This is a genomic window from Corynebacterium sp. AOP36-E1-14 (genome assembly GCF_052377495.1).
Classification (GTDB): Bacteria; Actinomycetota; Actinomycetes; order Mycobacteriales; family Mycobacteriaceae; genus Corynebacterium.
The window spans coordinates 1-1,915 of sequence record NZ_JBQSWV010000063.1 but is presented as its reverse complement, the minus strand read 5'-3'; the positions used below and the strand labels follow the sequence as shown (position 1 = coordinate 1,915).

At 64.4% G+C, this 1,915-nt stretch carries 2 protein-coding genes; both read left to right on the top strand.

Features of this window, described 5'->3' with window-relative positions; genetic code table 11:
- Nucleotides 1-259: hypothetical protein (locus ACT3TD_RS14725; protein ID WP_444615237.1), on the top strand; the 259-nt coding region annotated here is incomplete at its 5' end.
- A partial coding sequence (locus ACT3TD_RS14720; RefSeq protein ID WP_444638074.1) for a hypothetical protein occupies nucleotides 259-1,915 on the top strand: 1,657 nt, incomplete at its 3' end. The genes ACT3TD_RS14725 and ACT3TD_RS14720, both read left to right, overlap by 1 nt.

Sequence of the window (1,915 nt, the reverse complement as noted above, 5' to 3'; positions counted from 1 at the left end):
GGTTAAGGCACATATCTGGCAGGCATCCTCACGACATTCGAAGGATGCAGGAATGACTATTCCACGTAAACGTATCTACACCAGCGATTACCTCACCTACCGGTTGAACCATGAAATTATGAGCGATCGGGAACGGCAGACGGTAATGAAGCACCGACTAGCGGTAATCCGCGCAGAGAAGCACTGGGACGAAAGAGAACGGGCCGAGCGACTAGCCCGACTACAGCGGATCAACGGCTCACAGAACGGGGTGAAGTAATGACCGAGGCAATCACACGCGAACAGGCGCGCGCCATTGTCGCCAAGCGCAAGCCGCCACGACTTACCGCCGACGAGAAGGCCGTCCGTGACGCGGCTATCCGTGCCGACCGGGCAGCCGGAATGAAGGTCGCCGACGTCGCTAGCCGTCACGGGGTCACAAAGGGAACCGTCTCGAAGATCGCCAACGCCATCGAGGACCAGGACGACGGGTGTATGTCCCCCGCTGTCTACAGCACCCCGACCCAGAGCGCCGTAGCCGCCCCGAGCGTCCCAGAACCCACACCGGTGCCACCTACAGCCGATCACGCCGCAAAGGCACCAGCGGACGCCCACAACACGGCCACCAGGACGCCCATAGCGGCGTCGAACGACCACGGCATGCACAGCGGCACCCCAGAACCCGTTAGGGGGTCGCACGACACCACCATTTCTGCCGCGCGACGGGCAACCACACCGGACGACCTACCGCCCGGCCCGGAATGCACCGTCTTCACCCACAGTGCCGCGACCCGCGCAGTCTGGCACGCGGCACGCGCTCGCTTGGGGTCGCCATGGGCCGTGCTGGGGTGTGTCATGGCTGCCACGGTCGCCGCGACCGGCCCGCACCTGCAACTACCCGCACTAGTCGGCGGCCCCGGATCACTCAACCTCCTTGTCTCCCTTGTCGGGGAACCCGGTTCAGGGAAAGGCACCGCCGAAGGTATTGCCCACCACATGTTCACCATCACAGACGAAAACGACGGACAGATCGAAGTGCCCGAACTGCCTCTGGGCACCGGCGAAGGGATCGCCGAACTGTTCACCCGGCGAGAGACACCGGGGCACGCACCAGCCGCCCCGACCCCCGACCGCGTGGTGTTCCGGGTGCCCGAGGTTGATGCGCTGGCCGCCGCATCGTCCAAGCGTGAGTCCACGATCATGCCGGTGTTACGGCAGGTGTTCATGGGAGAGCCGCTGGGACACACCGGAGCATCACAAGCCACCACTAGGAACGTCCCCGCGCACTCCTACCGGGTATCTGTTGTCATGGGTGTGCAACCGCGCCGCTCCGGTGCCCTGCTAGCCGACGCAGACGGCGGAACCCCGCAGAGAGTGCTGTGGCTTCCGGTCGCTTACCCCAGTGCCCCGGACATCACCCCACCCGCGCCGCCGATTTTCACCATCCGACTGCCCCGAGGTACCCGCAACGGCAGTGCTCCGGTGACCATTGCCCTCCCAGAGCAGGTCGAGCACCAGATCCGCGAAAACCGACTGCGACGCCTACGCGGCGAAGCGGTCGAAGGGCTTGACGGGCACCTATTACTCGCCCAGGAAAAAGTCTCCGCCGCATTAGCCCTCATGGACGGGCGAACGACCGTGGCAGACGCAGATTGGATAGCAGCGGGCGCCGTTATCGACCTGTCCACCACAACCCGCACCGCATGCGAGGACGCGCGCAGAGGTGCCGACCAAGACGAAGACCGCAAAGCCGGAGAACGTGCTGAGACCCGACGTGACGCCAGCGAACGCAAGCGTATGGACACCGTGCGAGCCCGCACTCTTGAGCGTCTACGCGCCGCAGATGGACCCGTCCCGTTCCGCAGACTGTCCAGACCACTGAACAGCAACCAACGCCGCCTACTCCCCGACGTACTCGATGAACTCATGGAGCATG